Origin of the sequence: Ochrobactrum sp. MYb379 (genome assembly GCF_037479515.1) — a bacterium.
Classification (GTDB): domain Bacteria; phylum Pseudomonadota; class Alphaproteobacteria; order Rhizobiales; family Rhizobiaceae; genus Brucella.
This window is the reverse complement of the sequence record NZ_JBBGYW010000004.1, coordinates 401,748-426,432: the sequence shown is the minus strand read 5'-3', so window position 1 is coordinate 426,432 and position 24,685 is coordinate 401,748. Positions and strand designations below refer to the sequence as shown.

The following is a 24,685-nucleotide window of genomic DNA, read 5'->3' as shown; positions in this document are numbered from 1 at the left end:
ATGGGTCGAGGAAAGAATACGCTATGCCGAATTTGGGAATTGTAATTTGTTGGATTCTTTCAGCTGTCGGCGTACTGTTTTTTTGCTTTATTCCTATAAATCTGGCAACGCAGCTTTCTCTTGGAATTAGTGTTCTCGTTCTTGTCGCAGTCCTGAAGCATTTCAGGATTGGCGGACCATGGCGACTTGTTGTCGTTGGCCTTTGCAGTGCGGTGGTGCTGCGATACGTTTATTGGAGAACGACACAAACTATTCCTCCCGTAAGCCAGTTACAGAATTTTATACCAGGAATTTTACTCTATATGGCGGAACTGTACAGTGTGATGATGCTGGCACTCTCCGTATTTGTGGTTTCACTTCCCCGTAAATCGCCGGACAGTGTTGATCTGGTTGAAGATGACATGCCATCAGTTGATGTGTTCATTCCTTCTTACAACGAAGATGCAAACCTCCTGGCCAACACGATTGCTGCGGCCGTGAATATGGATTACCCAGCGGATAAGCTCACAATCTGGCTGCTGGATGATGGTGGCACTGATCAAAAATGCGGGTCATCTGATCTGTTGGCGAGCCGCCGCGCCACAGAACGTCGCGCAACACTGAAAGCGCTATGTGCCGACTTCGGTATTAATTATTTGACACGCGCACGAAACGAACATGCAAAAGCGGGTAACCTGAATAATGGTCTTGCGCACTCAAAAGGCGAACTCATAGCCGTTTTTGATGCGGATCATGCACCAGCTCGGAATTTCTTGACGCAAACCGTGGGTTACTTTGTACAAAACCGTAAATTGTTTCTCGTACAGACTCCGCATTTTTTCATCAATCCCGATCCGGTTGAGCGAAATCTTCGTACATTTAATCAGATGCCAAGTGAAAACGAGATGTTTTATGGCATGATTCAACGTGGCCTCGATAAGTGGAATGCGGCGTTTTTCTGTGGCTCTGCTGCGCTGTTAAGCCGTGAAGCACTGTCCACAACTGATGGATTTAGCGGTGTTAGCATCACCGAGGATTGTGAAACTGCGGTTAACTTGCATGCTCAGGGCTGGGAAAGTGTCTATATTGATCGTCCACTGATTGCTGGCCTGCAACCAGCAACTTTCGCGAGCTTTATCGGGCAGAGAAGCCGTTGGGCCCAAGGAATGATGCAAATTCTTCGATACCGCTTCCCGCCATTTCTGCCTGGATTAGCATTACCTCAGCGGCTTTGTTATATGTCATCGACGCTCTTCTGGCTCTTCCCATTTGCTCGAATGACATTTCTTGTTGCCCCACTGTTTTATCTGTTTTTTGATCTCCAGATTTTTGTTGCCTCAGGAGGCGAATTTCTTGCCTACACGTTGATCTATCTATTTATCAATTTGTTGCTTCAAAACTATCTATATGGAAATTATCGTTGGCCGTGGATCTCTGAGCTTTATGAATATGTGCAGTCCGTACATCTGTTTCCTGCTATCATATCGGTTCTGCTCAATCCCAAAAAGCCTACATTTAATGTGACGGCGAAAGATGAATCCATAACCGTCAGCCGACTGTCCGAAATATCACGACCATTTTTTATAATATTCATCGTTTTGGTGATCGCGTTGCTCTACGCGGTATATCGCGTATACACAGAACCCTACAAGGCCGATGTTTTGATTGTTGTGGGCGGATGGACGCTACTTAACTTGATCATGGCCGGATGTGCATTGGGCGTTGTTTCAGAGCGGGGTGAGTGGTCATCTACCGTGCGCGTAAAGGTGACACGGCGAAGTTCCGTCCTGATCAATGAAGAGTGGCACACAGCGACAATTGATGATGTCTCTGTGAACGGAATGCATTTGACTGTGTATGCGACCGATGCAAACGCGCTCAGCGTTGGACAACGCACGTCTGCCCGTTTCCAGACACTTGCCACTATGGACAGCGACGAACTCCCGATTGAAGTCAGAAATGTAAAACTCGAGGGAGACCTTTTGTCTGTGGGCTGCCTTTATAAGCCCACTACCGCTGATCATCACAGATTGGTTGCCGACCTGATTTTCGCAAATTCAGAACGCTGGAAAGAAATACAACAAGAACGGCGAACCAATCCGGGTGTGTTGCGCGCAACTCTATGGTTTCTTAGTCTTTCACTTTACCAAACGGGAAGAGGGCTTGCCTATTTCCTGGGGCTAAATCAGTATTCAAAAAATAGCAGGTCCAAGGCGCAGGCGAAGAAGGTAGGAAAGGCATGACGGTCTTGCTGCCTCATACAAAGATGTTCTTTGGTACACCCAAATTGGTGGCTGCAATTTTGAGTGGAGCTGTGATATCGCTTGCCACAACCTGTTCATATGCACAGACGCCTTTTAATATGACACCGGAAGGTGCTCAGGAGCGCGCGCCCGTCATCCAACAACCGGCTGTCGTGCCTCCTTTAACGCCGTCGCCTGTGATAAATTCGCGTAAGTGGCAACGATTTTTAATACCAACAAACCAACTCTCCGTGCGTGGCGAGCAATTCCGGCGTAGCTGGAATATATCGCTTTCTGATGCTGAAGCCAGCACGACAGCAACACTCAATATTGGTTATCAAAACGCAATCCTGGTCGCACCAGAGACTTCATTTTTCACGGTAACGCTCAATAATACCGAGATATTAAGACAGGCCATTCGATCATCCGATCAAATGGCTGATGTAAATATTCCCGTTCCGGCCAAATTACTCAGACCCGGCAACAATACGATTACCTTAAGCGCGCATCAAAGGCATCGCACCGATTGTTCGATTCAATCAACATACGAGCTTTGGACCAATATAGATGCCGCTCGGACATTTCTCACGTTCGACCTGAGTGCTGAAGCTGACAACGTTTCTGGCAGCTTGCGCGACATTAACGACCATATTTCGACCATTGGCGTCAATTCCAAAGGTGAGACACATTTTACCATTGTCGCTCCAGGTTCAAATAATAGCGAGAATGGCAATAGCCTCATGCGGCTCTCCCAAGCCTTAGCTATACTGGGGGGAATGCCTAATCAGAGTTTTTCGGTAGAAAAATTTCTTTTCTCAGACGTTCAGGATGCGAATCTTCATCGTTCTGGCGAATTAACAGTTTTGTTGGGTACCTACGAAGAGCTCAAAACTGCATCGCAGACTTTGAGCTTTGATTTTGACACTAAGGCGCCGGAAACTGTTGAGTTTTTTACCGATCCCTCCGGCCGCAGAGTTCTATTGATTGCTGGCAACAACTGGCAGAGGGTAAAGCAGAGCATAGACCGGATTGCGGAGTTAACAGATCGTCCGGCTGATGTGTTAAGAACTGAATTGAACACGCAGAACTGGCATTTGCCTGAAGCGCCAATGGTCAGAAATAAAACGACGCTGACATTTTCCGAGCTTGGAATACCCACGCAACAATTTGATGGGCGCAGATTCAGTAACGCGTTCATTTTTGGCATTCCTGCCGATTTCTACGCAAACGCCTATGGGAGTGCTACCATTTATATGGATGCAGCATACTCATCTGAAGTGTTGCCGGGCAGCAGAATTGATATTTACGTCAATGATAATATAGCGACGACAATACCGATTACGAACACTGGTGGTGGTGTTATGCGCCAACTGCCAATCAATATCTCAATGCGCAATTTCCGGCCCGGCGTAAATACAGTCGTCGTGGAAGCGGCTCTCTTGACAAACCAGGATAATGTATGCGCGCCTGGTGTGACGACCTCACAGAGTTCACCACGCTTTGCACTTTTTGATTCGTCGACATTTAGTGTCCCGACATTCGCCCGGATCGGTCAGACCCCAAATCTCGCTGCAATGGCTGGAATGGCTTATCCTTATAGCTACTCACGTGAGACGCTTCCATTAGTGGCAAACTTTAACGATTTTAATGTCATGGCGGCGTCCGCAACAATTCTGGGCAATCTTGCCAGCGCGGCAGGTAGGCCGTTTGATATTACCACAAGCGTAACGGATGATCGTCTTCTATCAAACAACGCACTTTTTATTGGTAATATCAATAATTTGCCTGACACGGTATTATCAAGCGTTGGACTTAATCCCGATGCAAAAAACTCTTGGAGCGATGACGATTCAGAGATTTTGTTGCCGGACAATAAGAATATGACTCTCAAAGATTGGCAGCAACTGCATCAATCTAATTGGGTGAGTAAGCTACAGAATATGTATTCCAGCTTGCGCACAACGTTTAATATTTCGAACGAGCTGCGCCTTTTCCCGGGAGAAACAACGCAATATACGCCGTCGAGAGAAATTTCGGCCGTTATGGCACAAGGTCCAAGCCCGTCTTCAAATGGAGCATGGACAGTATTTACTGCCCCCGATAGCGCAATGCTAAGAACTGTTGCACAGACGCTTACGCAACAAGAAAACTGGAACGAAAGTCAGGGCAGAATTACAGCCTATAATAGAGTAAATACTGCGGTCGAAACCATGCCGGTTCAAAATCTTTCTTTCATTCCCACGCAGCCGTTTTCAATATCGAACTGGCGCCTCATTGCCACCAACTGGCTATCAAGCAACGCATTATCCTATGTTCTTTTAATGATAGCGGTTTTTGTGGCACTCGGTCTGACAACATCTGCTTTGGTTTCACGTTCGGGGAGACGTGATGATGAATAATCGCAGTCGCTTTTCGATGATTGTTAGCCAATGGAAGCGCATTGCGCCTACGTTGGCGGTAATATTGTTATTCGGTATGCCTGTTTGGAATTCTCACGCCCAAGAGGTTACCAAAGCCCCTATGACCATCACTGCAAACGAGTGGAAACTTTACACTGAAAAGTTCCTAAGCCCTGAAGGTCGTATCATTGATGATGCGAATGGCAACATAAGCCACAGTGAAGGACAGGGTTATGGCTTGCTTTTGGCTGTTCTGGCTGGGCGACAGGATGATTTTGAACTCATCTGGACATTCACTAAAACAGAGCTGCTGATACGCAATGACGGTCTGTCCGCTTGGAAATGGGATCCTGGTGTCCGTCCGCATATCGTTGATACGAACAATGCATCGGACGGAGATATCCTGATAGCCTATGCGCTCACCTTGGCTGGCAGGAAATGGCCGAATACTGAATATCTTACTTATGCGCACACTATCGCCAATACATTGTTGGCGAAGCAGATCGTTGTTTATAACGGTGAAACGATACTTCTTCCCGCCATTCGGGGATTTTCACAGGATGACAGGAAAGATGGACCGATCATCAATCTTTCTTATTGGGTATTTGAAGCGTTTCCGGTGCTAAACGAAGTTGCGCCTTCGCCGAAATGGAATGCCCTGAAATTGAGTGGCCTTAAACTGCTGTCGCTAAGCCGTTTCGGGTCTGTTAAACTCCCTTCCGACTGGATTAGTCTTGGGGAGAAGCCGATGCCTGCAAATGGATTTCCGCCAGAATTCAGTTACAATAATGTTCGGATACCACTTTATCTCGTACGTGTCGGCAATGGAGCTGACCAGCTTACGGTCGACTTAACCGCAGCGATGACCCAAAAAAATGGTGATGTCCGTTTGGTCAATGTTCTAACCGATGCGACCGTAACCTCGTTAAGCGAACCGGGCTATAGGATTCTGAACGAACTGGTTTCATGTGCAAAATCCGGACAGAAAATATCGGCAGCACTTAAAGAGTTTCAGCCAACACATTACTATCCGTCAACTCTACACCTTCTTTCACTCGCTTATATCAAAGAAGTTTATCCGCGATGCCTATGAAAAATATTATTATCAGTGTTTTGCTAGGGTCGGTTGCCGTCGGCGGTTATTATTTATTCTCTAAAAACGATGATCCTATGTCTGATTTGCAGTTAGGCACTGCCAATCAAGCAACCTCACCTTCCCCGGTTTCAAATCGTGCAAACCAAATTACCGCGCAGGGCGAGACTAGCTCTGAAGTTGATGAAAGCGCGCTGCGTTATTTCGCCACCCGTGGCGATAAGGTTCGAATGCAAGCTGAGATCACCCGATTGAAGTCCTTGCATCCAGACTGGGTTCCGCCAGAGGATCCTACAGCACCTGCAAAAGTCTCTGACAACAAACTTGATGAACTTTGGGAGTTGTATTCCAAAGGCGAATACAGCGCGCTTCGCAAATCTATTGCCTCGAGAAAAACGAACGAACCCAATTGGGTTGTGCCGGATGATCTTTTGAAGGCTCTGGACCAAAGTGAGAATAGAGAACGTCTTATCAACGCATCGAACAATGCTCAGTATGAGATGGTCATCAATCTTGCGGCGGGTTCGCCAGAAATGCTTACTTGCAATGAGGTAGACGTTCTTTGGCGATTATCCGAAGCCTTTGCCAAAGTTGACAAAGGTAATCGTGCGCTCGATGGTTATCTCTACATTATAAATAATTGCCCTGACCCCAATGTTCGTACTGGTACGATACAAAAGGCGCTTACAAATCTCTCTTATGATGAAATGCAAAAGCTTTTGGAGGTTGAAAGGCGCTCACCAGATGGACAGCGTGAATTTGCAGGGCTCGAGAAAGATATAGCGCGTCATTTCGTTGGTTTGGCCGCTCTCGATAAAGATCTGATAATAGATCCGTCCAACATTTCAGCACTCGAAAACATCCCGGACAGTGAAACTTTGGGCTCTGATGCAGAGATGCTCGGTTGGTATTATATGCGCCGTGATGAACCGACAAAGGCTGAAAAATGGTTTGATTTGGCCAATAAAAAGCAAGCGACGGCTACATCGGCCCAAGGAATGGCGCTTGTCTTAAATGCGCGCAAAGATTATTCGGCAGCAGAGGATTTGATGTATCCGTGGCGTGATAAGTCGCCCGATGCAACGCTGGTTTATTTTGATGCTGCCGCGAACTTGCTCTCAAGTGATCCACCCAACCGGATGCCAGAGACGATTAGTCCGCAAGTCTTGACGCGTATTGCAAATGCTACGGTTACGGAAAAAAATATTACGACAGCAGAACAACTTGGTTGGTATGCGCGGGCTATGGAACAGGATTTGACCGCAGTTCAATGGTTCCAAACTGCTCTTTCGTGGGATACTTCCAATGAACCCGCAGCCTACGGTTTGGCTTTGGGGCTGTTGTCGATTGATGATGAAAATCAGTTGCGGCAAGTAAAAGAGAACTGGGACTCCAAATCCGCCCGCATTCGGGAGGTTGGCGGTAACAGTCAGCATAGCAACCGCTCTTCTCGTGGTCACAGTTCAAGACCAAGCAACGCGACTGCTCCTCGAACTGTCAGGAGTAATTCAGATAACCCGGTCGATCGTGCAGCGCAGCCGAGATCAGCGGGATCAGGGGATGCGCGATCCTGTGCTCAGGCGCTGGAGGGGCCTATGCCCACTGGCGGGAATGCAGTTTCTCATGGCTGGTGTCTGATGGAACTCAATCGTCCGCTCGACGCTGTAAGAAGTTTTGAATCTGCCCTGATGACAGGATCTGCTTCCCACCGTTCGGACGCAGCCTATGGCCAGGCTCTGGCTTATCTGCGGGCAGGTCTTGTTGATAAAGCTGCCGTATCAGCCACTAAGGCACCATTAAGCCCTCAACGTCAGAAGGAACTGCGCGTTTCAATATTATCCGATAAGGCTGTCGCTGCGTATCAAGCTGGCAACTTTCGTGATGTCCTCTTCATACTAGAGCAACGCGCTCAATTGGCAGCGCCTCGAAAGGATCTGATGGGTCTTCAAGCCGCGGCTTATTTGAAACTGCGTCGTTATGATGATGCGAGGGTAATTTATGAAGCCCTGGCCGCCACTGGTGATCGCGAAGGCATAAGAGGAATGGCTGCAATCAGAGATATTCAGGGAAGGTAGCTTCCCGAATCCTCTTCCTTCGACAAAATATAACCTGGTTAATAAACGTAAACAAATTGCTAATATTGCAGTAATTCGTTAGCTATTAACCATGTTGAACGCTATCTGAACAGAAGTCTGATTCATAGTTCGTTCAGCTTGAGATCGAAGTTGCTTTTTGGGATTGTGTCTAATGCCAGCGGGAAAACGAAAGCGTTTAAATACTGCATGTGCTAAGCGGCTACTCGTTCGCGTTTTCTGTTTTATTTCAATTGCACTCCATACTAATGCCGCTTCCGCCGCAGAACCGTTTGCGCTGTTAGAAACTGACAATATTCCTCTTTCTCCCGTCGATGAACCAGGGACTAAGGGGTTTCAAATGCTCTCGAGCGATGTTCAAAGCGGCCGTGATCTCGTATTCAAAAATGGGGAAACAGCGGGTCAGCTCGAAATTACAAATAATGTTGCTGATAAGACCACATTTCTCGACCAAAGTTCTGGCGGCGAGGCGACTATTATCAATAATTCTGGAGGCGAAACGCGCTTTTCGGACCAGTCCGCGGCCTCAAACGCATTTATTACTGTTAACACGGAAGCAAAATTATCGTTTGACCAACAGAGTTCTGCGGCAGATTCCCGAATAACCAATAATGAGGCGGGGCTGGTTACGTTTTCCGATGAGGCCTCAGCCGGTGACTCTGTTATAACGAACAATGGAACAGTTAATTTTAATGGCAGTTCGTCTGCAGAAAATTCTCTGATTACCAATAACTCTTCTGGTGATATGACTTTTCGCGATAACGCTGATGCGGGGCGTCGCAACATAACTAATAATGGCCAGATTGATTTTTATGACCAGAGCTCTGCTGGTCAGAGTCTTATTGTCAATAATGAGTCTGGCAATATAAATTTCTACGGGTCGTCTACGACGAATTCATCCGATCTCAACAATAGTGGTTCACTTGTTCTCAGCGATCATTCGTCAGCAAGCCAATCCTCTATTGTGAACAATGAGACGGGGACTATTCGTTTAGATGGCAGTGCAACAGCCGGTAGCGCAAATATAAACAATAGCGGCACAATCGCTTTTAGCGATGAGAGCAGCGCTGGTAGTGCACGTCTGTTTAACAACGGGAAATCTTCCATAAGTTTCGATAACAATTCAAACGCTGGAAGCAGTTTTATCATCAATGCCGGCGACCTTGAGTTTTTAGGCACATCATCAGCGGGGAGTTCCTCGATCCTTATAAGTGGAGGGGGAACAGCACGCTTTATAGGCCAGTCCGCAGGCGGAACCTCAGACATTCACATTGATCAAAATGGATCTTTGGATGCTTCCCGGCTTGATAATCAGCAACTATCTATCGGCTCTCTCGTCAGTGCGGGGAATGTCAATTTAGGCAGAACCACGCTAACAGCAGATCAAAAGATCGTACTCAATGATACGTCGCATATAAGCCTCGTCCTCGGTTATGGTCGATTGATCGCTGAAGACCTGGAACTTCAAGGTGGCACTCTCGACTTAAAACGTGCCGATGATTTTCTTTATGAAATTAACAAGACGTACGGCATCTTTTACGCTCCGACATATAGCGGGTCCGCGTTCAGCGAGGTGTTAAGCCACGATTTTGTATTTGTCACGCCGACGGTGGATTCAAATACGGTTATTCTGACGCGTAATGATATCCGTTTTAAGAGTGTTTCAAATACGCCTAATCAAACTGCGGTGGCAGGCGCGCTCGACTATCTTAACCCAGACAATCTGGTCTATCGCTCAATTATCAGTGGTTCCGAAAATGATGCGAGGCGCAGCTTCGATCTTCTATCAGGCGAAGTGCATTCAAGCATTACGACAGCTTTATCTGACAGTAGTTTGTCTTTTCGCGATGAGATATTTAACCGCGCTTTGAATGGCTTTAGCGGAACTGAAACGCGTTCAGAACACCCTCAGTTTTGGCTGTCTGCCAGAGGCTTGAATGCCAGAACAAACGGTTCAGAAGCAATTGCAGGCACCAAATCAAATGGTTACGGTATCAACGCTGGTATTGCCTATGATTTTACAGATCATCTATCCGCCGGTATCGTAGGTGATTATCAAGATACTTCGCTAAAGATTTCCGACCGCGCCAGCTCCGCAGATATTAACACGTGGGGGGCGGGTTTATTCTTGCAGTGGCAGCAGAACGGCTTCAATGTTGCTGGTGGTGCAGCGTATCAATATCATTCAATCCAAACGCAACGATCGTTAAACTTAAATGCATTAACGGGTACATTGAGTGCTGATTATAACGCGTATACCACTCAGTATTTTACCAAAGCTGGTTATACATTCGACGCGGGGATTATGGACGTCCAGCCGTATCTGGCTTTGAGTCATTCCCGGACGGAAATTGATGGTTTTCAGGAAAGTGGCCTGTTGGACGCAGCCCTTTCCGGACAGTCATTGTCCATAACCAGTACTTCGGGAACACTGGGCATCCAGACCAACGCCTCTTATTCTCTCAGCCAGAGATATAGTCTGAATGCGCGGCTAAATGCTGCCTGGAATAAGGAATGGGGTGATCGCAATACCCGCCGTGAACTTTCATTTGCACCAGAGTATCCATTCTATGTTGTTGGAGCTTCTTCCAACGATGAATATTTACTTATGAGATTACAGATTGGTCTGGTTAATTTGGAGCGTCTCTCAATGAACTTAACATATACTGGAGTTTTCGGAAATCAAACAGACTCAACAACATATGCCGCAAATGCTGCATTTAAGTTTTAGTTTGTAAAATTGTAATATAATTTCGGGGCATCAGTTGACTTATCTGCTGGTGTCTATTGCCCTTAAAAGTGCAGTAGGTATGGGTTAAATGGGGTCGCTTCCACTTCTGCGGTCTTAACGTGGCAGAATGGAGTTGGCGTATTATAGGGAAGGACGCATGCGTACCAACCACGACCCTGTTAAATTGGCTTGCTGTTGTTATCCGCTATTTTGGTTCTATCACGTCCTGAAGATTTTGCGATGTAAAGCGCTTCGTCGGCACGGTTCCAGATATGGTCGAGGTCTGCTCGTGTATTCACATAAGCAGAGCATATGCCGATGCTGATTGTGAAGGGTACGAAAAGTTCACCATGCTGAAATGGATTTTCTGCGAGCTTCTTACGTAGTAACGCGCAGATTTCTGCACTTTTACTTGCCCCTTGGTCATAGGTCAGGATCATAAATTCTTCACCGCCCACTCTTGCTATTGTGGCCTCCTGGGGAAACGCATTTTTTATGAGTATGGCCAGGTGCCGCAACGCGGCGTCCCCGGTCGAATGACCATAGCTATCGTTGATTAGTTTGAAATGATCGATATCGATCATGATGGCCGAGATCAGTTTTGGACTTATCTTGCTCTCACTGGGCAGCGCGATCGTTTCAATGCTCCATCTGTTGAGTAAGCCTGTCAATGGGTCGCGTAATGCGATCTCTTGCAGATTATTTGCATTGCGTTCGTAAGCGATGAGAAGAGAAAAAGCACCGCTCGCACTTATATGAACGGCAGCGGCAATAAGGTTGAGGTGAAGGAAAACATCTGCTGGCAACATTGATACCATTGAGGTGTCGAACAACCAGCCCTGCATGACACGCAGGAATGAAGATAATACGAGCACCGCATAACTGGCTATCAGGCCCCATTTGGATTTCAGAGTTTCGGGCTCTGAAGAAATTGCCCAAATAATCATGACAATCTGCAACGTAATCAACAGGTTGATTGCACCGAACGCGATACTGTTTCGCAGCCATGGTGAGAAAGCGAACATGATCATACCAATCAATGACGGCGCGGTCATCACCGTAAGAGACACAGGGCGGCCAAAAAACTCTCGAATAGCATTCCACCGTAAGCTTAAACCGATAAAAAGGAGCAGATTTGGTAAAAAAAGCTCAGCAGGTTCTGCGCCAATTTCTTTTGAGAAGATGAGAAACGCGACAGCAAAAACGACATTTGAAAAAAGCATGTAACACCAGTATTTTCTATCCTGGCGTTCAAAACCTGCAAACGCAAAAGCAATAGCGAAAACCACCAGCAGCAATGCATTGACTGTAAACATTGTCTGCTGATCTAAATTTACTATCGTATCCATTATCAGCCCCGGCCTGACTAAACCCGCTTTCTATCGTTTAAGTATAAGAAATATTACACAAATGCCAGCTTCGTCCTTTTCCATCTCTCAGCGGAAGTTGTTGTTCATTTACCATTGCCGCACGCGTAACCTTAGAATGTTAGCGATTGCGTAAAATGATTTGATTGTTTGCTATCTCTATCGAGGACCAATAACCAGATACGGACTTATTAAACGCAGAAACGTTGCGTCGGACTTTCGTAGCAGCCGTTAGCAAATGAAGCTGGCCTTTCGCCTGGCGGATTTCATCTACAATGTCAGATGCCAGGGACCGATAGGGTGTGCTTATGGCGAATATTCTGAAGAGTATTCAAGCACTGTAAATAGTTTAAACATATTAGAAACTGATGAAATAATAAAAATTCTACAAATTTGATAATATTTAAAGAAGACAAGTGTTATTCATTTGCGTTATGGGATGAAGACGGCGCTGGGGTGGTAACTGTATGAATGTCGAAAGTGGGCTTTGCGGTAGTATTTTGCCAGCAGTGAAACAGTTGGTAATGCTCGGATTAATAGCAACGGCGATTAAAATTACGACAGCGCAAGCTACTCGAATAGGTCGACAGATGTTCCACTTTATTCGTTCCGCGTCCATCGTCGTGAAGCGGAACGAGTTTAGCATGATTTAAGAATGAACGAGCAATATGGTCAGCAAACGTGTTTTGTTTGGTTCATCACAAAACGGCAAGTCATCAGTTAACTGTCGAAGGTGGCTTGAGGAATTTAACTATGCGTTTTTTGACATCTGATTTTAAATCGCCATATGAAAGGGCGCGAGCATGAATGCTCCAGGGACATCGAAATTTAGAGACTATGCACGCACATTGACTGCACGCAGTGTTCCTAGTGGCATATTGAACCGAAGTGCTGCTCTTCGTGGCACACGTTTTCTCGCTCATTCTGCAAGCATTGCGAAATCTGGTAAACGACGTCCTTTTCAGATGGTCAATGTTGGTGCCTGCGATGGTGTTCTTTTTGATGATGTGACCCCTTGGCTACACCGCATCCCTCGCTCGAAAGCGGTATTAGTAGAACCTATTCCTTATAACCTGCATAGGCTGCGTCAAAACTATCAGGATACGGAGCGCTTTAAGATTGAACCTGTTGCGGTGACGCGTGAGCCGGGCTCAATCACGGTGAAAACGTTTGATGCCAAAGCGCTGGAAGATGGAACGTTACCGATAGAATTTATTGGATGCTCGTCGGTCACGGACAGTAACCTGATGTCGGGTAAGAATGTTTGGGGACCCGACGATCCGAACTTTCACAAGTTTGCTCCACACCTGAAAGAAATTGTTGTTCCATCTGATACACTTCAGGCGATTTTGGATCGCAACAATATTGAATATATTGACGCATTTCTGGTTGATTGTGAAGGCGCTGACTGGATCGTGTTTGATCAGCTTGATCTGCAACGGTATCGACCTGGCATGATCAAAGTTGAAGTGGGTGCCCTTTCCCCGACAGATGTTGGCAATGTTATTGTCAAGCTGAAGGCTGCTGGTTATGACGTTGGAATGTATTGCGAGGATGTCTGGGCATTTAGCTAGTGTGGTCTATTTGGATCTCCTGTCTTTTGTATTGGATTCACGTTTAGGAGCTTTAAATCCGTAAACCACACCAGATTCAAAAGTTACTCGTATGGCTTAGAACCCGAAATCCATTCCGATGTCTGTTTCAAAGGGATGCGAATTTCGAATTCGAAGCCATACCAGCGCTCTGGGGTTTCATTGAAACAGACATGTTATCGAAAACTGTTTTTTACTTTTCGACATCTTCGCAAGAGATAACGACGCGGTTGATATTAAAACGGTTCATGGTGAACTCCCGATGAAAAACGGAGTTCCTATCCGAGTACCAATCCGGATAAAGTGCCATTGGCACTCATCGCAACAATGCATCGCAGCTTAACTCTGGACGTAATTATGCCACGAGTGCGTCAAACTGAGGTACATTCTATTTTAAAAAAAAATCCCAATGAACTCATGTTGTTAGCAATGGGGGAAATTGGATGTCGAATTGCTATTCGCAGATCATTTTGCGTGAACGTCGCCGTCTTTTTGAACCTCAGCAGCTCAAACTCCCTCTCGGCGATATTGCGCAGCTGATGGGTCGCCATCGCTTGACGGTCTATCGCGAGATCAAACGCAACAGCTTCCGGGACACTAAGATACCAGACTATAATGGCTATCATAGCGTTGTTGCTGACTATATCAGCAAAGACCGCAGAACACGGTTGCGCAAGCTCAGACGTTACCCAGAGCTGCGCAAGTTCGTCATAGAACAACTAAAACCCATTGGTCGCGGGAGCAGATCTGCGGCCGACCGGTTAGCCATGGCCTGAGCGCGATACCTCCATGTGCCGAAACAATCTATGTTCAGAGTTTATGCAGTACTGCGCTTTGGAAGATGAAATGGAGAGCCAGAAGCTGGTTGCGTGATCGAAACGCACCATGGCAAAAAGGTGCGATTGATAACATAAACAAACGCATTCGACGGTATCTACCCGGCATCACTGACCTGACACAAGCTATCTAGCCAGGCACAGTTAACCGCCCTCGCCCATAATCTCAATGCAACGCCGCGCAAGTGTCTCGGATTTAAGACAACCACTGAGAGCTTTGCTCACCTTTTGCAGGAAGCAGCAAAATCAGATACCCTCACGTTTGGCATGATCCACTTGGGTTAGTTTTTCCGATCTGATACTTAACGCACTTCTGCTCGGCACTAGCATCAACTGCCCTCGCTTAATCGCTGCACGTGCTGAGGCTAAATCCGGCATGATCCAGTTAGGCTCGCCACCAAGAAACTTGTCAAGAAATGCAATTGCATAGCCCGGCATTTCCGAGACATTCTCTTTATATGACCACCACGTCCGTAAATCGTCTGCACACTGGTCGAGATTCGGAACGATGCCGAACTCCTGCTCCTGAATAGCGGCAATCGCGCAGATACAGTAATTGGTGTACAGAAACCCTTCCGGCCAGAAACTGATGATCTCATACATTCGGGCAGAATCCCCGCTTGCATGTTTCGGCGGCGTAACGAGCTTCACTGGCGACAAGCGGATCAGTTCACGCAGCACAAGTCCGGCGGCGAAACTTATAAAATCTTTGCGGTCAATCTTTGCAAACCGCTTGTTCTGATCAACCAATTCTACCCAATTCAGAAACGCTTCGGTCAGCTTCTTTTCGTCAATATGATACGCGACCCCATACACATCTTGCAGCTGTCCGGCATGTTTGCGAAAGGTCGCGCGAAACCAGCGCAACTGGCGCAGCCGATGCCGTAAATCCGGCATTGATGCCATCTGCTCTCTGAGAAGCAAGTCCATTTCGCAACGTCCTCCGATTTGCGATTTACCTTATGCGAAACGAAGCCAGATGTCAGGTGTCAATCGCGTCAGAATATCCACAATAATTATACATATTGACATTCAAGAAAACAAATGTTCTCTAATCAATTGAAAGATAGGCTGGATATTTCCGGCACTTTTTTCGTGGAGGAGGATCAATATGGCAATCTGGCAATGGGCTTTAATTGGCCTCGCTTTGCTATGGGGCTGTCAGGCTTTGGGCGTCTGGTTCCAGATGCGCCACTATTCCGATGTCATGAAAGGCATCTCTGCAAAATATTCCGACGGCTTTGTTGGCGCCGGACACGTGCGGGGGCGTTTTTCCAAAGGCGTGATCGTTTTGATCGTCGTTGACCGGAATTTGGTTGTGCGCCGTTTTCTGGAGATGAGCGGACGTACCGTCTTTGCCAAATTCATCCGCCGTGAAGGCTTTGAAGGAATGCGCCTGAGTGAACTACAGGACAATCCTGCAATCGGAGAAGGAAAGCCTGAAGTAGCTGCTGCTGCTACGCAGGCTATGGAGCAGATCGGTCGCATAAGAGATCAATCCGATGGTCTCGAACTCGAAGGTTTGAAGGCAGTGGGAGCTTAGGATTGCTTGTCTGAACAGGCAATTGAGGAGGAGCTATGTCGTTAATCTCTATGTTGGCGCAACACGCCGACACAACAATGCAAACAATACATGTCGCTGGCAGCATGCTATCAGACGCGGCGCTGCAAGGTAAACATGCCGCCGAACACGCTGGTAATGATCTGTTGCAACTCGCACAGGCGACCACACCTGCACCGGTAGACACCGGAACAGCCGGAATTTCGGTTGACCAGTTCAAGGAGCGTTTGCAGAACGTCGCGCAGGAAGAACAGCTTGGCTGGCTTGCCTCTATTGGCAAGCACTTCATCGGCGTTTTCCAAAAGGGCGGCGAAGTCTTTTCCGGTTTCGTGACCGGCATCATCCCGACACTGATCGTGCTTATGACCGCATTTTATGCGGTCACAGAACTTGTTGGCGAAAAGCGTGTTCACGGCATTGCGCGCAGTGCAGGACGTATCGCACTGACACGCTACACGGTCTTGCCCGTGCTTGCAGTTTTCTTTCTGACCAACCCGATGGCTTATACCTTCGGTTCGTTCCTGGATGAAAAATATAAGCCTGCCTTCTATGATGCCGCTGTTTCTTATGTGCATCCGCCGCTAGGCCTCTTCCCACACATCAATCCGGGTGAATATTTCGTCTGGGGCGGCGTTCTGGTTGCTCTGCTTGAGCTTGAGAAGAAGGGCGCGGTGCCCGCCGGCTATCACATCAATGTCGCCATCTGGTATGCGATTGTTGGTCTCTTCGTAATTCTCCTCAAAGGCATGCTCACTGAACGCATCACCGCCATTATGGCGCGGCGTCAGGGCATTGATCTTTAAGCGGGAAATGGGGAGGACATCATGGCTAAAACCTATAAAGCAGTAAAAATTTCCCGTGGCTCAAATGGTTGGGGCGGACCACTGGTCATTCAACCAACCGAACAGCGCAACAAGATTGTATCTGTCACCGGCGGCGGTATCCATCCACTTGTGCGACAGATTGCGGAACTCACTGGTGGTGAGGCAGTGGACGGCTTTCGTTCACCGCCAATCGAAAGCGAAATGGCCGTTGTGGTTGTGGATTGCGGTGGAACGGCGCGTTGCGGCGTTTATCCACGCAAGCGCATTCCAACCGTGAACCTCACGCCAGTCGGACAATCTGGTCCATTGGCGCAGTTCATCACAGAAGACATTTATGTTTCGGGCGTAAAGCCGGAAAACATCGTTCTTGCAGATGGTTCAGCAGCTCCAGTTCAGGCAGCATCGGCTTCGGCCGAGGAAGAAAAGCCTGAATATATCGAGCAGCCAAGCGAAGGCGGCATTGTCGGCTTCATCAGCAGCATTGGCCGCGTGATGGGCCGTGTGGTTGGCATCTTCTTCCAGGCAGGCCGCCGCACCATCGACCAGGTTATTCGTAACGTATTGCCCTTCATGGCGTTTGTTACGATGCTTATCGGGCTGATCCTATATACCGGCATTGGCGATATTCTTGCGCAGCCACTCGGACCGCTCGCCAATAATATTGTTGGGCTGCTCATCCTGTCCGCAATCTGTGGTCTGCCATTCCTCTCACCAATTCTGGGACCGGGTGCGGTCATTGCACAGGTTATTGGTGTGGCAATCATCGGTCCACAAATTGCCAACGGCACCATTGCGCCTGCGATGGCTCTGCCAGCACTGTTTGCTTATAACGCGCAGGTTGGTTGTGACTTCGTGCCGGTTGGTCTGGCGCTTGGAGAAGCAAAACCGAAGACAATTGAAATTGGTGTTCCTGCTGTTCTTATCAGCCGCCAGTTCATGGGACCGCTCTCGGTTCTGATTGCCTGGCTCGTCAGCCTCGCAGTGCTTTAAGCTCTAGGCCTGCCGCAACCCTAATGCGGCAGGCAAATCCCAAACATGACAATGGCGATGCTTTCAAGCATCGAACAACATACCAGGAAAGGACCGCCTCTATGTCGATACACCTCAAGACGCGGATCACCGCGATCGGCCCGGAAGTTGCGGATCTCGCCGAAGGCGGCGTTCTTATTCTCTTTGCTGATGGCTCCCCGCCAGAACTGGCCGAGGTGTCAGTCATGCATATTGTTGAAGAAGGCCCAGAGGCCTCAGCGCCTGCAATTGGCGCTAAGATTGCCATCGGCTCGGTCAATGCAGAAATCACAGCCGTTGGTGAAAGTGCCTGGCAAAAAGTGCGTGAAATCGGACACGTCGTTATTTCCTTCACGGGCGCGACCTCAACCGACCGCCCGGGTGAAATCTGCGCCAGCGAAATAGTAGGCGAAGACCTTGTCGCGGCCCTGAAAGAAGGTCAGATTATCACTATCGGCAGTTGAGGGCTGATTGCTCTCTGATCGAAAATAATGTTCTAAAACAGACTATTGGAATGATTATCAAAGTCCCGGACGCTGGAATTGTTTCATCTGTTGATTTGAGGCTATAGACATGGAACGCTCGACAATCGTCCGGGTGCATGAAGGGCTGCATGCGCGCCCTGCCACGCGCTTCGTTAAACTGGCCAAGGGCTTTGAAAGCGATATTGAAATCGCCAAAGCCGGTAAAAGCGTCAGTGCCAAAAGCTCCGTTAAGCTGATGCTGCTTGGTGTGAAAGAGCTTGATGAAGTGACTGTGCGTGCCGATGGAGCGGATGCTATTGAGGCCATTGAAGCCCTGATCGGCTATCTGGAAAACCCGCAGGCTGGTATCGAAGAAACAACGGCCCCTACCCCTTCACCCAAAGCGGAAACTGCGCTTGCGACCGTGCCGCAGCCCGCGCTCACAATAGAATTGCCTGCCGGTCAGATTAAAGGCGTTGGAGCCAGTGAAGGTATTTCTCTGGGCACTGCATTCCCGTTTTTCCCTGAGGAAATCAAGCCTTCAGGTAAAAAGCTTGCTGCATCGGAAATTGATGCGGAGGTCGAACATTTCAAATCGGCGATCGCAACCGTGCAGCAACGTATGGATGCCTCGCTTGCAAGCGGTAACCTCGCCGATACCGACCGAGGCATTATTGCAGCCTTGAAAGACATAGCAGCTGATGACAGCCTGACCGACGAAGCACTTGGGCTTATCCGTGGCGGTCTGGACGCGATTTCGGCAATGCTTGCCGCTGCCTCAACAGTTGCCGGGCAATTTGCGGCACTTGATGATCCATATCTCAATGCGCGCGCCGATGACGTGCATGCCGTCAGCCGACAGATTTGTCTTGCGTTGCTAGGCAAAGACGACATCAATTTAGAAGAACTCCCGGACGGTTCGGTTCTGATAGCGGAAGATATAGGCGCCTGGGATCTCGCGCGCGCACCACTCAAGAAGATCAAAGGTGTTGTTTGCGGACATGGCGGCGCAACATCGCATGTTGCGATCATCGCACGCACACATGGCATCCCTGCGGTTTTAGGTCTTGGCAGTGCAGTTCAACAGCTCAAGAATGCGAAAACCGTGGCCGTGGACGGAAGTTTTGGTATCGTTCACTCCGATCCGGACGAGACGACCCGCACCGATATTGAAGCGCGCATAGCCAAAGCTTTGCAAGACAAGCAGGCATTAGATGCTTATCGCTTAATAACGCCACGCCGTGCGGATGGAACGATTATCGAAGTCGCGGCCAATATGGGTGCATTGGAAGAAATTGACATAGCGCTGGAAGCTGGTGCGATGGGTGTTGGGCTTTTCCGCACCGAACTTCTCTTTATGAAGCATATTCATCTGCCATCAGAAGATATGCAGACAGAGACCTATTCAGCACTTCTGAAAGCCTTTGCACCAAACCCGGTTATCGTTCGCACACTCGATATTGGTGGTGATAAGCCAATTGCGGGGATCGAATTCCCTCAGGAGGAAAATCCGTTCCTTGGCTGGCGCGGCATTCGTATGTGCCTCGACCGCCCGGATATATTTAAGCCTCAACTCCGTGCGTTGTTGCGTGCAGCGGTCAATGGCAATCTCAAAGTGATGTTGCCGATGATTTCGGATGTCGAAGAAATCCGGGCCACAAAACGGCTGATCGCAGAATGTGCCACCGAACTTAAGAACGAAGGCAAAGCCTATGCTGAGGTCGATCTTGGTGTGATGATCGAAACTCCGGCGGCTGTTTTTGCTGCAAGAGAACTTGCCAAAGAATCCGCTTTCTTCTCCATCGGCACCAATGATCTGACGCAATATGTGATGGCGGCGGACAGGCTCAATCCGACCGTTGCAAAGCTTAACGATGTCAGTCATCCCGCGGTAATGGCTGCAATTGAGATGACCGCTAAAGCGGGAACCGAAGCAGGCATCATGGTTGGCATGTGCGGTGAAGCAGCAGGCAAACCAGAACTGATCGGCGAATTTATTCGTATGGGTTTGACCGAACTCAGCATGAGCCCGGCATCGATTCCGCGTGCGAAAAAGCTGATCGCGGACATGTTCGCAAATTAAGCTTCATTTACGACGCAAGCATTAAAACCCGGATCACGATCCGGGTTTTTCTTATGGAAGATGAGCCAGCAATGTTTGAAACAAACCATCGAGCTGCGATTGATCGTTGTTTTCTGCTGCCAGCATGAGGCGCTCCTGCCGCACATCCAATGCCAGAATGGCGCTCTCCAAAGGATCGATGCCCGCGAGATCTGCGGGTTTCAAAGTCATCAAACCACAGGCAAGACTGACAGCCGCAAAACAGGACACTTCAAACTGACGCAAAGCCTGCGGATCGCAGTGACCCTCCATCGAAATAAACCGGACGGGTCTCTCCAGAAGCAGCTGCGTGAAAATTGCTGTAATGACTTTTGCGGTCGCGGCTAATCTGTTCTCACCGGCTTCTGCGGCAAACACGTTTTTGAGCAAAACGGCGTGGTTCCGTGCCAGCCTGTCATGAACTGTGACAAAAATTGCTTCCTGAATAAGCACATTTTGCAGCTGATGCCGGCGCAGCACTTCCTTTGTGAGATAATACATATCTTTACGGAAAGCCCGAACACCCTCGGCGGAGCCACCAAAGTAGATCGCGAGGCTCTTTACATGCGGCGTGCTGCTATGCACATTCGGATCAGACGAAATGAGCGAGATCGAAATCGTTTCAGCCGTGGTGAGCGCCTTGTCCATCATGCTGGCTGCATGGCCAAGCAGCAGTTCTGGAGAAACAATTTCACCGGGACGCGATGAGGCCTGATCTGCACGCAAACTTTCATCACGATTGCGACGGATCATGTAGCGGACTTCGCGCAGACGGTCCTTCAGATTGACTGCAATTTCTTCCGAAAGAATGCGTAACATATTCGTTTTCCTCACCGACAACGCCATGATAACAGAATGGTCAACGCATAGGAATTATTGTTTGCGTTCACATGGAAAAGCAATAGTTTAACAAGAAGATCATCACTTCGATAACATTGTATTTTGCTATAAATTTGAGGGATAGTTTTGAAAAAGGCTGGCAAGCAGACAAAGAAAAATGCTGACGTAGCAGACCTCCTCATCGGTTCTGAAGGTGTAGCTGCGGAAAACCGTACAAGCCGTCTGAGAACACGCGCCGCATGGATGTATTACGTCGAGCAGATGACCCAGAATGATATTGCGGAAGCGCTGGGTGTTGGTCGTGTCACAATCGTTCGCCTGCTTGCAGATGCCCGCGCCCGCAATGAAGTCAAGATTACCATTGAAGGCAAGCTGGCAAGCCTGACGGCCCTTGAAGTCGAGCTTGAAAAGACCTTTGGTCTTGAGCGCGCCATTGTTGCGCCGCTCTCATCCGCCGATATTGATCCGATTCCACCGATCAGTGCAGCAACAGGCGCCTATCTTTCGGAAAAAGTGCAGCACGGTATGACAATCGGCGTGGGCTGGGGCCGAACCCTGTCCAGCACGCTGCAACATATCGGCGCGCGGCCGCTCAATGATCTCAAGGTAATTTCTCTGCTTGGTGGCATCGTACAGCCACGGCGGTCTAACCCACCCGAATTTGCATGGCAATTTGCGCAGATCTTTCAGGGCGAAGGCTATCTGATCCCAGCGCCAGCTCTGGTTGACAGCAAAGAAACCCGAATAGCACTCATTGAGCGCTGCGGGTTGAATACCGTGCTTGATATGGCAGAGCAACTCGACATGGTGCTGCTCAGCGTCGGCGATATTCAGACGGCCAGCAGCACTTCTTATCGAGTTGGTCTGATTGATGAGCAGCAGAAAATATCGCTCATCAAAAACGGTGCCGTCGGCGACGTGCTGTTTCACTTCTATGATATAAACGGCAAGATCGTCGATGATCCGGTGCATGATCGTGTCATGTCAGCCAAGATCGAGAGCCTTCAGAAGACGCCTCAGCGCATTCTGACATCAGGCGGCAAAGAAAAAATCGCAGCATTGCTGGGCGCAGTTGAACTTCTGAAGCCGACCGTGCTCATCACCGATGAGGAAAGCGCGGCGCAGATGCTGAAAGACAAAGCGGCATCGCACTAAAGTCAAAAAGCGCATCGTTGCGAAACGATGCGCTTTTTTGATTGCTTTAGGCTATTATTAATTGGCGGCGGCTGCGCATTCTTTCAGGATTTGCAGCACAGCAGCCCGCTCTTCAATTTGTGGCATATGTCCACAACCTGCGAAGATATGGACACCCACTTTACCCGGCAGACCATGCGCATGAGACGCGGGAATGACCCGGTCTTCCGCACCGAAGATGAGCCGCACGGGCATTGCAAGTGATGCAATGCTTGAGCGCACCTCAAAGGTCTGTGTGCCATCAGCAAAGAACCGCGCGCCAATTGCTTCTTGCGTATCACGCAATTCTGTATCAGCAGCCTGAGCGACAGTGGCATTGATGAACGGCTTTGTCAGATGGCTGTCATCAGCGACAAGCACTTTAAGCCAGGGAACGATGCTGGCTTCGCTTTTTGCGCCGACAAGACCCGTTATAAATGCGCCATTGACCTGCGGGCCTAAACCACCCGACGAAATCAACAACAGCGAGCGCACATCGACAACACCGCGGGTTGCCGTGACAGTCGCGACCGCACCGCCCAGCGAATGTCCGACCAGCACACAAGCAGATACATTCAGTGATGCGAGCGTTGCTTCGACGCTTGCGGCAATGTCGTCAATGCTTGCAGGAACGGCGCGTGGTGAATTGCCGTGTCCCGGAAGATCGAGTGCAAGGATTGGATGGCCGAGCGACGCACCGGCAAACAATCCACGCCAAGAGTTCAGATCCGCCGCATAGCCATGGATCAGAACGATAGGTAGTAGGCCTGCATCACCCTCGCGCAACCAAACTGCATTAAGCAGTCCCGGAGCAATCGATTCAGCAGTGTTTCTCACTGGCGGTTTACCTGCAACCGCAGCTATGGCAGGCTTCGCAACGCTGATATTGCCTTCAACGTCCTTTTTCTGCACACGGCCTTTCGGGCCCGAGCCTTGAACGGACTTGAGGTCGATACCTGCCTCACGCGCAAGCCGACGTGCGAGCGGTGTAGCCCGCACATCATTGGCTGAACTCGGCTCAAAGTCCTGGGAGGATTTTGGTTCAGCCTGTTTTGATGCGACTGGCTCGATAACAGCTTCTACGGGTACAGCGGCAACTGGCTCTTCAACGACCGAAGTTGACTTAGCATTGCGCTCTTCGCCTTCAGCATAAATCCAGGCGACGGCCTGACCAACGGGTACAACAGCCCCTTCAGCAGCACTAATATCTGCGATGATGCCGGATGCTGGCGCATCAACTTCCATCGCCGCCTTGTCGGTCTCGATTTCAAAGAGAAGCTGGCCTTTCGTGACGGTATCGCCATCCTTGGCAAACCATCGCGAAATCTGCCCTGTCTCCATATCCATATCGACCTTGGGGAGAATGACTTCCACAGCCATGGTCAGCGCACTCCTTTGGCCAGATCACGAGCGCTTTTCAGGATATCAGGCACCTGCGGAACGGTCGCGCGTTCAAGATCAGGATTATAAGGAATTGGTGTTTCGGCTCCGCCCAGACGCACAATCGGCGCATCGAGGTAATCGAACGCATCACTTTCTGCGACGATAGCAGAGATTTCAGCACCGATGCCGAGCGTCTTAACCGCTTCATAAACGCAAAGAAGCTTTGACGTCTTCTTGACGCTTTTAATGATGGTTTCGCGATCAATCGGACGCACAGTGCGCAGATCAATCACCTCAACATCAATGCCTTCTTTGGCAAGTTCAGCAGCCGCTTCAAGCGACTTATGCACCATAATAGCTGTGGCAACGATTGTCAGATCACGACCTTCGCGAACCACTTCCGCCTTACCGATTGGTACGGTGTAAAAGCCTTCAGGCACCGGGCCCTTGTTCTTATAAAGCAGCTTGTGCTCGAAAATCATGACCGGGTCAGGATCTTCAACGGCTGCAAGCAACATGCCCTTGGCATCATAGGGTGTTGAAGGCTGCAAAACCTTGAGACCCGGAACATGACCCAGCCAAGCCTCTAAGCTCTGGCTGTGCTGTGCAGCAGCACCCGTTCCCGAACCTGCCGGAAAGCGCATGACCAGCGGAACAGAAACTGCACCTCCAAGCATATAGCGAATTTTCGCTGCCTGATTGACGATCTGCTCCATGGCAAGGGCTGCAAAATCAGAAAACTGGAACTCAAAAATCGGGCGCATGCCGGTCAGTGCTGCACCGACCGCTACACCTGCACCACCCAGTTCTGAAATCGGGGTGTCCATGACCCGGTCTTCGCCAAAGCGATGCACCAGATCCCCTGTCACCTGAAACGCGCCGCCATAGACGCCAATATCTTCACCCATCAGGAACACGCGGTCGTCGCGTTCCATGGCAATCGCCATTGCTTCCTGAATGGCTTGCGAATAGCTCAACTCACGGATTGTCGTGTCCAT

Annotated in this window: 17 protein-coding genes and 1 pseudogene; 13 read left to right on the top strand and 5 right to left on the bottom strand. The window is 49.0% G+C overall.

From position 1 onward, the window contains the following. Positions 1–23 precede the first annotated feature (23 nt). The 5 genes from bcsA (at position 24) to WH356_RS11905 (ending at position 10,538) form a co-directional block, all read left to right on the top strand. A complete protein-coding gene (gene bcsA, locus WH356_RS11925) occupies positions 24–2,222 on the top strand; it encodes a UDP-forming cellulose synthase catalytic subunit (RefSeq protein ID WP_339511007.1) in 2,199 nt (732 codons plus the stop codon). Continuing rightward, positions 2,219–4,621 carry a cellulose biosynthesis cyclic di-GMP-binding regulatory protein BcsB gene (locus tag WH356_RS11920; protein WP_339511005.1) on the top strand — a complete coding sequence of 801 codons (2,403 nt, stop codon included), beginning with the start codon at positions 2,219–2,221 and terminating at the stop codon, positions 4,619–4,621. The genes bcsA and WH356_RS11920 overlap by 4 nt, the downstream gene beginning before the upstream one ends. Beyond that, a complete protein-coding gene (locus tag WH356_RS11915) occupies positions 4,611–5,714 on the top strand; it encodes a glycosyl hydrolase family 8 (protein ID WP_339511003.1) in 1,104 nt (367 codons plus the stop codon). Before WH356_RS11920 ends, WH356_RS11915 begins: the two co-directional genes overlap by 11 nt. Then, positions 5,711–7,789 carry a tetratricopeptide repeat protein gene (locus WH356_RS11910; protein ID WP_339511001.1) on the top strand — a complete coding sequence of 693 codons (2,079 nt, stop codon included), beginning with the start codon at positions 5,711–5,713 and terminating at the stop codon, positions 7,787–7,789. Before WH356_RS11915 ends, WH356_RS11910 begins: the two co-directional genes overlap by 4 nt. Positions 7,790–7,961: 172 nt before the next feature. Then, positions 7,962–10,538 carry an autotransporter outer membrane beta-barrel domain-containing protein gene (locus WH356_RS11905; protein WP_339510999.1) on the top strand — a complete coding sequence of 859 codons (2,577 nt, stop codon included), beginning with the start codon at positions 7,962–7,964 and terminating at the stop codon, positions 10,536–10,538. Between the two features lie 179 nt (positions 10,539–10,717). On the opposite strand, the gene WH356_RS11900 is transcribed toward WH356_RS11905, so the two are convergent. Next, positions 10,718–11,887: a GGDEF domain-containing protein gene (locus WH356_RS11900; protein ID WP_339510997.1), complete on the bottom strand. Its 1,170-nt coding sequence runs from the start codon at positions 11,885–11,887 to the stop codon at positions 10,718–10,720. Between the two features lie 821 nt (positions 11,888–12,708). On the opposite strand from WH356_RS11900, the gene WH356_RS11895 reads away from it, so the two are divergent. Both WH356_RS11895 and WH356_RS11890 read left to right on the top strand, forming a co-directional pair. After that, on the top strand, positions 12,709–13,479 hold the full coding sequence (locus tag WH356_RS11895; RefSeq protein WP_339510995.1) for an FkbM family methyltransferase: 771 nt from the start codon (positions 12,709–12,711) through the stop codon (positions 13,477–13,479). A 461-nt stretch (positions 13,480–13,940) separates the two neighbouring features. Continuing rightward, positions 13,941–14,618 (top strand): annotated as a pseudogene (locus tag WH356_RS11890) (transposase). Here WH356_RS11890 and WH356_RS11885 read toward each other — a convergent pair. Further along, a complete protein-coding gene (locus WH356_RS11885; protein ID WP_339510993.1) occupies positions 14,580–15,263 on the bottom strand; it encodes a hypothetical protein in 684 nt (227 codons plus the stop codon). The pseudogene WH356_RS11890 and the gene WH356_RS11885 sit on opposite strands and share 39 nt — an antisense overlap. A 181-nt stretch (positions 15,264–15,444) precedes the next feature. On the opposite strand from WH356_RS11885, the gene WH356_RS11880 reads away from it, so the two are divergent. The 5 genes from WH356_RS11880 (at position 15,445) to ptsP (ending at position 20,273) form a co-directional block, all read left to right on the top strand. Continuing rightward, positions 15,445–15,876, top strand: a complete 432-nt coding sequence (locus WH356_RS11880) for a transcriptional regulator GutM (protein ID WP_339510991.1) — start codon at positions 15,445–15,447, stop codon at positions 15,874–15,876. Positions 15,877–15,911: 35 nt separating this feature from the next. After that, entirely contained in the window at positions 15,912–16,697 is a 786-nt protein-coding gene (gene srlA, locus WH356_RS11875; protein WP_339510990.1) for a PTS glucitol/sorbitol transporter subunit IIC, read from the top strand. A gap of 21 nt (positions 16,698–16,718) precedes the next feature. Beyond that, positions 16,719–17,708, top strand: coding sequence for a PTS glucitol/sorbitol transporter subunit IIB (srlE, locus tag WH356_RS11870; protein WP_339510988.1), 990 nt, complete (start codon positions 16,719–16,721; stop codon positions 17,706–17,708). 101 nt (positions 17,709–17,809) lie between these two features. Beyond that, positions 17,810–18,190, top strand: coding sequence for a PTS glucitol/sorbitol transporter subunit IIA (locus WH356_RS11865; RefSeq protein ID WP_339510986.1), 381 nt, complete (start codon positions 17,810–17,812; stop codon positions 18,188–18,190). Positions 18,191–18,299: 109 nt separating this feature from the next. Then, positions 18,300–20,273, top strand: a complete 1,974-nt coding sequence (ptsP, locus tag WH356_RS11860) for a phosphoenolpyruvate--protein phosphotransferase (RefSeq protein ID WP_339510984.1) — start codon at positions 18,300–18,302, stop codon at positions 20,271–20,273. Positions 20,274–20,324: 51 nt separating this feature from the next. Here ptsP and WH356_RS11855 read toward each other — a convergent pair whose 3' ends face one another. Continuing rightward, entirely contained in the window at positions 20,325–21,110 is a 786-nt protein-coding gene (locus WH356_RS11855; RefSeq protein ID WP_339510982.1) for a hypothetical protein, read from the bottom strand. Between the two features lie 147 nt (positions 21,111–21,257). Between WH356_RS11855 and WH356_RS11850 the strand changes: the two genes are divergently transcribed. Further along, a complete protein-coding gene (locus tag WH356_RS11850; protein ID WP_339510980.1) occupies positions 21,258–22,286 on the top strand; it encodes a sugar-binding transcriptional regulator in 1,029 nt (342 codons plus the stop codon). A gap of 57 nt (positions 22,287–22,343) precedes the next feature. On the opposite strand, the gene WH356_RS11845 is transcribed toward WH356_RS11850, so the two are convergent. Continuing rightward, a complete protein-coding gene (locus WH356_RS11845) occupies positions 22,344–23,684 on the bottom strand; it encodes an acetoin dehydrogenase dihydrolipoyllysine-residue acetyltransferase subunit (protein ID WP_339510978.1) in 1,341 nt (446 codons plus the stop codon). A 2-nt stretch (positions 23,685–23,686) separates the two neighbouring features. Then, entirely contained in the window at positions 23,687–24,685 is a 999-nt protein-coding gene (locus tag WH356_RS11840) for an alpha-ketoacid dehydrogenase subunit beta (protein ID WP_339510975.1), read from the bottom strand.

Excerpts from the sequence above, each read along its gene's own strand:
- WH356_RS11865 (WP_339510986.1), top strand. The coding sequence starts at position 17,810 with ATGTCGATACACCTCAAGACGCGGATCACCGCGATCGGCCCGGAAGTT.
- WH356_RS11920 (WP_339511005.1), top strand. The coding sequence starts at position 2,219 with ATGACGGTCTTGCTGCCTCATACAAAGATGTTCTTTGGTACACCCAAA.
- srlE (WP_339510988.1), top strand. The coding sequence starts at position 16,719 with ATGGCTAAAACCTATAAAGCAGTAAAAATTTCCCGTGGCTCAAATGGT.
- ptsP (WP_339510984.1), top strand. The coding sequence starts at position 18,300 with ATGGAACGCTCGACAATCGTCCGGGTGCATGAAGGGCTGCATGCGCGC.
- WH356_RS11880 (WP_339510991.1), top strand. The coding sequence starts at position 15,445 with ATGGCAATCTGGCAATGGGCTTTAATTGGCCTCGCTTTGCTATGGGGC.
- WH356_RS11910 (WP_339511001.1), top strand. The coding sequence starts at position 5,711 with ATGAAAAATATTATTATCAGTGTTTTGCTAGGGTCGGTTGCCGTCGGC.
- WH356_RS11855 (WP_339510982.1), bottom strand. The coding sequence starts at position 21,110 with ATGTTACGCATTCTTTCGGAAGAAATTGCAGTCAATCTGAAGGACCGT.
- WH356_RS11900 (WP_339510997.1), bottom strand. The coding sequence starts at position 11,887 with ATGGATACGATAGTAAATTTAGATCAGCAGACAATGTTTACAGTCAAT.
- WH356_RS11845 (WP_339510978.1), bottom strand. The coding sequence starts at position 23,684 with ATGGCTGTGGAAGTCATTCTCCCCAAGGTCGATATGGATATGGAGACA.
- srlA (WP_339510990.1), top strand. The coding sequence starts at position 15,912 with ATGTCGTTAATCTCTATGTTGGCGCAACACGCCGACACAACAATGCAA.
- WH356_RS11915 (WP_339511003.1), top strand. The coding sequence starts at position 4,611 with ATGATGAATAATCGCAGTCGCTTTTCGATGATTGTTAGCCAATGGAAG.
- WH356_RS11905 (WP_339510999.1), top strand. The coding sequence starts at position 7,962 with ATGCCAGCGGGAAAACGAAAGCGTTTAAATACTGCATGTGCTAAGCGG.
- bcsA (WP_339511007.1), top strand. The coding sequence starts at position 24 with ATGCCGAATTTGGGAATTGTAATTTGTTGGATTCTTTCAGCTGTCGGC.
- WH356_RS11885 (WP_339510993.1), bottom strand. The coding sequence starts at position 15,263 with ATGGACTTGCTTCTCAGAGAGCAGATGGCATCAATGCCGGATTTACGG.
- WH356_RS11840 (WP_339510975.1), bottom strand. The coding sequence starts at position 24,685 with ATGGACACGACAATCCGTGAGTTGAGCTATTCGCAAGCCATTCAGGAA.
- WH356_RS11895 (WP_339510995.1), top strand. The coding sequence starts at position 12,709 with ATGAATGCTCCAGGGACATCGAAATTTAGAGACTATGCACGCACATTG.